Source organism: Microcoleus sp. Pol12B5, assembly GCF_036701335.1.
In the GTDB taxonomy this organism is placed as follows: Bacteria; Cyanobacteriota; Cyanobacteriia; order Cyanobacteriales; family Microcoleaceae; genus Microcoleus.
Map to the genome: position 1 here is coordinate 1 of NZ_JAUBQQ010000116.1, position 7,926 is coordinate 7,926.

Consider the following 7,926-nt stretch of genomic DNA (forward strand, 5'->3'; position numbering starts at 1 on the left):
TTCATTTTTTTATGGTCACAATCAAGTATTGCATATAATTGTATCATAGTCTTGATAATGATTTAGGATTGCTATATATACCAGTAGTGGTGCGGTGTATGGCAATAGTAATGGAGCCTGGGTGAGTGAACTTTCACCTGTGGCACCAGCTAACAGACATGGAGAGATTTTACATGAGACAGAGCAAGTTTTGCTGTCAGCATCCAGCCAAGACTTAAAAGTATGTATCTTTCGCCTTGGAGCCATTTATGGACCCGATCGCGAGTTCAAGAAACGGTTAAGTAAGGTTGCAGGCACAACTCGCCCAGGCACAGGCAATCACTTCACGAACTGGATTCATCTCGACGACATTGTATCAGCAAGTGAGTTTGCGCTCGCTCGTCAATTACAAGGAGTTTATAACCTAGTGAATGATGTTCCAATTACCGCTCGTGAATTGTTTAAACAAGTGTGCGATCGCTACGAGTTACCTGAAGTAGAATGGGATGGGTCAGATGCCCCACAGCGATCGAATAATCGACGCATATCGAATCAGAAGCTCAAAGCAGAAGGATACCAGATCATTCATCCAGAAGTGGAAATTTGAGCCTGTTAAATGGCGAATACATCAGCCTTTTGATCCGGTTGTTCGTAGATTAAAGTACAGCTTCGCTGTGTATCATTGGTATCTGGGGTCCAACGCATGGAGGCATAAGCTGTTCGACATCTAAACTGCATTAACTAAGTTACCTTTGTTTTTAATCTTTCGATTCCATTTCATAATTAATTCTCCTTCATTTAAAAGTTTATGTAACAGTGATTCTAGTTTTTCAATGGATTCAAATAATCTATTAGCAACATATTCCTTGGCGGAATGCCATACTAATTCAACTAGGTTATAGTCAGGGCTATACTTGGGCAAAAACTCTATGATTAGATTCGGCATCTCTGACGCTATTTTCTGTAAAGTCTCTGCTTTTTTATGAAAACTAGCGTTGTCCAAAATTATCACAAACTTACAGCCCTTATCTTTAAAGTCTTCTGCTAAATTTCCTTGCAATATCCACTCGGCTTTTAAATCTTCATAAAAAGTTTTCAGCACAGCATAAAAATTAGCAGAATTCCCAGATGGAATAAAATCTACCCATCTTTTTGTGTCTGAGTATCTCACTCCACCCATAACATTAATACGACCTTTTCGTCGCTCTCCTCTTTTATTAATTCGAGTCCCCTTTTTACACCAGTTTTTTCTTCTAATTACTCTTAAACTAAATCCGCTTTCGTCCCAAAACCATACCTGCAAAAGGTTTGGAAATTCTTTTTTTATTTTTAAATACTCAGCTAATTTATCTTTAAATAAACCCCTTTCTACGGCATCTTGCTTATCCTTTAAGCTGTATTTAGCCCAAAGGTAAACATACTTTTTTGATTTTAAGATTCTCCTTACTTGGGTACTACTCAGCTCAATTCCTGTCTTCTCTTTTAAATATATTGCAAGTCTAGCTGTTGTCCACCTCCCGAATTCATAGCCATATTTCTCAGGTTCTACTTCAATTGTCTCTAGAAGTAAATCAATGTATTCTTCTGTAGCTTTTCGGTAGTTACCCTTCATCCTATCATCTTTAAAACTATCTAATCGATCCGGATCACCATGAATACTCCAATAAGCTACTTTTGTCAGGGAACATCCAATTAGTTCAGCAGTTTGAGCTTGTGTATTTCCGTTATTGAGTAACAAAAAAATCAAGGCTATGAAGCCGAATATCTGGATGCTCATGCTCTTTTAATGCTTGTTGTAGACTTTTTTTTGTCTCGCAACTGAGAAAGTTTTTAGTAGGCATTGAGTTCTTCTAAATATCATCATATTATACTATGCAAGATGCGTTTTAAATGCTGAACAGCTTAATAGGGAGTGTTGAATCGCTCGCTCGAAAGAACAACCTCTATTGCATCTGGAAATTGGATTTGTAGAAAATCGCCTTGTATTTCACTGGGTTGAGGAGGAACTGGCAGTTGAGCCATCTCATCCAATGAAACATAGGTTCCGCCTGTGGTTTGAGCAGGAAGTTTGAGGCAGTTGACTCGATCGATCCTACAGTGAGTTTGTTGGGACCACCAAGGTTCCGCTACCTCTTCCTTAATCTCTCTGAAGAATGAAAACTTACTTGTTGGGCTGAGGGCTATCTGGGGCAGATGTGTACATTACTACCACACTGGTTCTTTTCCCTGATGCAAGGAGGTAAGGCTCAAAATAGAATCCCTGACCTGTACGATCGTGCCCAACCATTATGTCAGAAGAATGGGGATTAAAAAGCAGAGAAGCATCCGGATCAGCCGGATGGATAATCAGCGGATTACCCAAGGTCAAAACCCATTGTCTCTGCGTTACTGTTTCTGTCATCCGACTCCTGAAGTCGAGGGAATGGGTGACAGTTTGCCTATCGTCAGAAGGAATTAAGCTCCTTACAGAATCAAGAATATCGACAACCTGCCCTGCGGCATCATATCTAACCAATACTCCTTGCCAACGTGCACAGTGATCGGCGATGAAAGTTTCCCACTGCTGTTGAGCAGTTAAAGGTACTTTGGCGGTGATGGACCCTCTGTTCTCTGACATAGGCGTATCCCTGTTTTCCCTATAGATTGTTGTTAATAATTTAGTTTGGCCGATTTAACCTGCTCCTTTATCCTACTCAAGACAGAGCCAGGATTATTTGCAACTGAGACTGGTATCATCGACTTCGACGCCTGTTTAACTGCAACTGACAAACCCTGATGATCTGACGCCGATAATACCTATCTTACTCTCGGACGAAACCATTTGTGCTTCTCCTGATGTAAGATTGCCGCTCGGTTCTCAAATACTATTGTAATTAAGGAAAATCTAATTGTGGCGATCGCCCACTTGCGGATTTAGTTTATGTTGATAGCGACAGGTTTGAAGCTGCCGCTAAAATCAGTATCTAAGCTGATGCAAGATTAATGTTTAATTGATGACTTCAAAATTCACGCACTCAAAACTTAAGACTACTTTAAGCTTGAGTATTTTTAATGAGAGCCACTTCAATTTTGTCACCAGCCTTTTGACTCACTTGTGCGCGCAAACCTGGCCCAAAAAAAGTAGCTATTTTGTCTTGCTTTTCTTCCCAGACTTCGATCGGCATTAGCGGCGAATAAAACTCTAGAATTAACCCATAAGCACCATCAACATCAACTTCCCGCAACCCTTGCAGGAGGGGCCGTTCCTCGTCTGTTGGGGCCAGGCCCAGACGCTCCAAAGCATCATCTAAGTGCGCTTGTTGGCCGTAGCGAAATCGAGTGACATCTTTGCGGACTTGGTTTTGAGTATCTGTGGCCTGACTTTCTCGCAGCAGGAGAACTTCAGCAGAGGTAGGTTCTGTGAAATCCACTGGTTCGAGTTCGGCCGCTTTCAGAGCCAAACCTCCCAGCAACAGCGGAATTCCATAAAAAAAACCGGCTAGGTTCAGGGTAGGTCTGTCTGTGAAGTAGGCTCCGAAACCGACTGCTGCTATAATACCGCCAACAACTAAGGCTAGGTTTGCTAAAGAAATTTTGCGTAACATATTAGTGAGGTAAGTAGTCGGACAGAAATAATATACTTTAATTATTATCTGTCAAAAAGTCTTGAATAAATTTAGTTTTTTTGCCAAAAGACCTGCAAAAACTGCTAGCATCTATGAGCGCGGGAGCGGTGTGCATCCACAGTCTTGTCTCTAGGTTCAGAAGCTTATCCTGCCGGACTCGCCCGGGCACGCCATCGGTAAATATCCGTGTTAATTGCGCGGCGTTGGTTCCAGAAGGCAATCGAGATCGGCAGTATCATCAAAGTATACAGAGTGGCGATCGCGATCGACACTCTTGCCCTTTCAACCATTTTTCGGACATGATTAAAGACGAAGACAAACAAACTGCTGGAGCAAACAAGGCGGTTTTGGAGCAGATTAACTCGCTCAAACGCGAAGATGAAAGGCTTTATAATATCTTAGCGATCGATGTCTGGGCCCTAGCCAAGACAATGGATGAATATCAACCGGGATTTTGGGCTGCTTTTATGAAAAACCGGGAGAAGGCGCTGAAGCGATTTTTAGCTGGAATGATGAAAAATAAACCCGCAGATACCAAACGTCCGCCTTTTTTGCGCTAAAATTTTGCTGAAGTTTGGGGGAATTTTTGATGTACAATCAAACTATAACACAGACCCAAAAACCCTGAGCACGTTCATCACTTCTCATATAAAAACAGTGAAGGATTTGCCCATAAAGGTATGTCGGTGGATTAAGAATCTCCGTCTGTTCGCAGGGGGGAATGTCAAATATTTTTGTTAATACTAGCAAAGGCCAAAAACCATGGATGCACAAACAATCAAAGAGCGCGTAGCACAGATCGAGAGCAAGCGGGAATCCCTCGTGCGGCTGTTAGATCGATCGGACTTGGGAGCCCTGAGAATAGATGTGAGTCAGGCGATCGAAGAAATTGACGATCTCTTAGAAGAATTTAAGCGCACTTTTAACAGTTAGGGTCATTGGGCATTGGGAATGGGGCATGGGACATTGGGCATTGTTGACTGGTGACTGTTGATTAATAGCTAATAACCAATAACAGATAGCTAATAACCAATTCCCCATGCCCCATTCCTAATGATTAATTCATCACCATATCCATCAAAATTTGCTGAGAACTCACTTCCGGGCAATTAGCAGGTGGCCGCCGCTGAGAGTAGTGTCCCCCAGACTGCAAATCCCAAGCTTGGCGGTTGTCAGCCAGCATTACTCCCAAAATTTCTTGTAATTCCTTGGCAATTGTTGGATCTTCCACCTGAACTATGGCCTCAACCCGTCTTGTGAGATTGCGCTGCATCCAGTCAGCAGAACCAATATACACCTCTTCGTCGCCGCCGTTGAAAAAATAAAACATCCGAGAATGCTCTAAAAAGCGGCCGATAATACTGATAACTCTGATATTTTCGCTAACACCCTCAACGCCGGGACGCAAACAACAAATCCCCCGAACAATCAAATCAATTTTAACTCCCGCTTGCGAAGCTTCGTACAAAGCAACAATGATTTGAGGGTCAACTAAAGCATTCATTTTAGCGACAATGCGGCCACAGCTACCGATGCCGCCTTCGGCCTGCAAGCGGCAGAATTCTGCCTCGCGGCGGATTAAAGCTAAAAATTGATCGCGCATATTGACCGGTGCTACCAATAATTTGCGATAAGATACCTGCCGCGAATAACCAGTCAAATAATTAAACAAATCCGTCAAATCCGATCCCAAATCCTCGCGACAACTCAACAAACCCACATCGGTATAGAGTCCGGCTGTTTTAGGATTGTAATTGCCTGTGCCGATGTGGACGTAGCGACGGATGAATTCCTCCTCGCGACGCACTACCATCACAATTTTGGTGTGGGTTTTGAGTCCCACCAAACCGTAAACTACGTGGACTCCCGCTTGTTCTAACTTGCGAGCCCAATTAATATTATTTTCTTCGTCAAACCTAGCCTTAAGCTCTACTAAAACGGCTACCTGCTTGCCGTTTTCCGCTGCTTGAATTAAGGCGCTGACGATCGGCGAATCTCCAGAAGTGCGGTATAAAGTCATCTTAATCGCTAACACGGAGCGATCGTGCGCCGCCTCAGTAATAAACCGCTGCACCGTCGCCGCAAACGAGTGATAGGGATGGTGTAGCATCAAATCCCCCTGCCGGATGACGGTGAAAATATCCTCGCCCTCGTCAGCATCCAACATCAATTTGCCTAAAATCATTGGCGATTCCGAGTTCCGCAAACGGGGCGGCACAACCGGAGTCCAAGGTGGGTCTTTCAGTTCCGGCACGGGCAGCCCCACAAAAGACATCAAATCCTTGAGGCCTAGCAGCCCCTCTACGACGTAAACATCTTGCTCACCGAGATCCAGCTCCTCCATCAGCATATCTCGCAGCGCAGGCGGCATAATCGCTTGAATTTCCATCCGCACCGCAGAACCTCCAAACCGACGCTTGCGGAGTTCCTGTTCTATTGCCAGCAGCAAATCCTCCGCCTCATCTTCCTCCACCGTCAAATCGGAATTGCGAGTAATGCGGAACGGGTGATATTCCTGAATGTCCATCCCCGGAAACAAAGCTTCTAAATTGTGGGCAATCACCTGTTCTAGGGGCACGCCAGTCCAAACCGGAGATTTGCCCCTCTGCTGCCACTGTAAATCCCCCGGTAGTGGCAAAAACCTCGGCAAAACCTGCGGTACTTTGACGCGGGCAAATAATTCTTCCCGCGTGTCGGGATCCCTGACTACTACTGCTAAATTAAGGCTGAGATTGGAAAGGTAGGGGAATGGGTGGCTGGGGTCAACTGCTAGGGGAGTGAGTACGGGAAATACTTGTTCTTTGAAGTAGCGATGCAAGTAATTGCGCTGTTCTTGATTGAGGTCAATGTAGTCAAGAATGTAGATGCCGCTTGCTGCTAGTTTCGGCCGCAGGGTTTGCTCAAAATAGGCGTGTTGCTGAGAAACCATCGGCAAAAGCCGCTGGTTAAGGGCGTCTAGCTGTTCTTGAGGTGTGCTGCCGTCGGAGGTCAATTTGCTGACTTTTGCTTGTACTTGCTGTTTGAGGGCGGCCACCCGCACCATAAAATATTCGTCTAGGTTGGAGCTAAAAATAGCTAGAAATTTGAGCCTTTCGAGAAGGGGCGTGCGGGGGTCGAGGGCTTCGTGGAGTACGCGGTTATTGAATTCTAGCCAGCTTTGTTCTCGGTTGAAGTAATATTGAGGATCGCTGAGGTTGATTTCAGTGTAGGTTTTGGCGGGGGTCTTTTTTGGCTTCGGCATGGTTTGAGGGAGTCTTTGGGAGGCTCGGTGATGGCATCTCTAGAAATAGTATTGTAGGTTAAAGGATTTGTTCGCATCTGCTTTTGGTCGATCGCACGTTTTTGTCGGTCATCCGCGAGGGTCTGGTACGCAATATGTTTAGGGACACGGCAGTGCCGTGTCCCTTGTATGTTCAGAGTAGTCTGGTGGAAGACGATGAAAAAGTCTATCTGCTTCGGTCAGGTGAAGCTGGCGTGTCCCTGAGACCTTAATGAGTCTGTTGCGTAGATTAGCTCCCTAGATCCGAACGGTGACTGGTTTGCTCCTGACACTGGACAGTATCTTAAGCCACTTTTTAAGTTGAGCCTGCATTAACAACCCACATTCCGCAGGTCTTTAAATAGAATCCCCAGATGTTAGTATTTTGATGGCTGGGAATAAGCGCTGCACGGCTGCACACTGCTGCATACTGAGCGCGGGCTACCAGCCGCCCAGTCTCTACCAGGGATTGAAAAAAGGGCAGTCTTACACGCTTGCGCTAACCCCCCCAAAAACCCTATCAGGGATTAACAAACGCTATATATAATGTCGATGCAGCTGCATAGCAACACTACATATAGTGCTTTAAAGCTAATACTTCACCGTTAACGGCAGACTCTTCACTCCCAAGTTGGCGATTGACGCGAGCCGATCACAAAACCGCCGCCACCCTTCCCAATTTTTCAAAACTATACAACCCGCGCTGCCGGGATAATTAGCGTCAAAGTGCAGCCCTAACTCAGCACGAATGCCATGCTCAGACACAACCGGATCGGGGGTAATGTGAAAAGGCGTTGCTGAGTGAGAGTATGAATAGGAGGAATAATTTATGCAATGCCCAGAATGTAAATCAACCCATATCCGTAAAAATGGCAAGAAGAAAGGAAAACAGAATCACATTTGTGTCCAATGTGGTCGTCAATTCATTAATCAGTATGAATTCCATCGAGGTTATAGCGAGAGCATCAAACGTGATTGCCTAAAAATGTACGTCAATGGTAAGTAACTAGACAAAATTAATTACATAGTTTTCTCCAAATTCTTTCAGGATTTTTTCCACAGAGGTAACAAAAGTACCCCAAT

Annotated in this window: 6 protein-coding genes and 2 pseudogenes; 4 read left to right on the plus strand and 4 right to left on the minus strand. The window is 44.6% G+C overall.

Annotated elements, in window-relative coordinates; all coding sequences use genetic code 11:
• Positions 1–73: 73 nt before the first annotated feature.
• Complete coding sequence (locus QUA24_RS26220; RefSeq protein ID WP_333233287.1) at positions 74–586, plus strand: NAD-dependent epimerase/dehydratase family protein; 513 nt, start codon at positions 74–76, stop codon at positions 584–586.
• Between the two features lie 120 nt (positions 587–706).
• Here the strand turns inward: QUA24_RS26220 and QUA24_RS26225 are convergent.
• The 3 genes and pseudogenes from QUA24_RS26225 to QUA24_RS26235 form a co-directional block, all read right to left on the minus strand.
• Positions 707–1,820: pseudogene (locus tag QUA24_RS26225) on the minus strand (IS630 family transposase).
• 320 nt (positions 1,821–2,140) lie between these two features.
• The gene (locus QUA24_RS26230) at positions 2,141–2,596 is read right to left on the minus strand and encodes a DUF3598 family protein (protein ID WP_333233283.1); all 456 of its coding nucleotides are present in this window, start codon (positions 2,594–2,596) and stop codon (positions 2,141–2,143) included.
• 415 nt (positions 2,597–3,011) lie between these two features.
• The gene (locus QUA24_RS26235; protein ID WP_333139803.1) at positions 3,012–3,563 is read right to left on the minus strand and encodes a DUF2854 domain-containing protein; all 552 of its coding nucleotides are present in this window, start codon (positions 3,561–3,563) and stop codon (positions 3,012–3,014) included.
• A gap of 320 nt (positions 3,564–3,883) precedes the next feature.
• On the opposite strand from QUA24_RS26235, the gene QUA24_RS26240 reads away from it, so the two are divergent.
• Together QUA24_RS26240 and QUA24_RS26245 are read left to right on the plus strand one after the other, a co-directional pair.
• Entirely contained in the window at positions 3,884–4,144 is a 261-nt protein-coding gene (locus QUA24_RS26240) for a hypothetical protein (RefSeq protein ID WP_006632500.1), read from the plus strand.
• 202 nt (positions 4,145–4,346) lie between these two features.
• Entirely contained in the window at positions 4,347–4,517 is a 171-nt protein-coding gene (locus QUA24_RS26245) for a hypothetical protein (RefSeq protein WP_333046052.1), read from the plus strand.
• A 124-nt stretch (positions 4,518–4,641) separates the two neighbouring features.
• On the opposite strand, the gene ppk1 is transcribed toward QUA24_RS26245, so the two are convergent.
• Complete coding sequence (gene ppk1 / locus QUA24_RS26250; protein ID WP_333233285.1) at positions 4,642–6,825, minus strand: polyphosphate kinase 1; 2,184 nt, start codon at positions 6,823–6,825, stop codon at positions 4,642–4,644.
• A gap of 847 nt (positions 6,826–7,672) precedes the next feature.
• Between ppk1 and QUA24_RS26255 the strand changes: the two are divergent.
• A pseudogene (locus QUA24_RS26255) lies at positions 7,673–7,843 on the plus strand (IS1/IS1595 family N-terminal zinc-binding domain-containing protein); the annotation flags it as partial.
• Between the last annotated feature and the right edge of the window lie 83 nt (positions 7,844–7,926).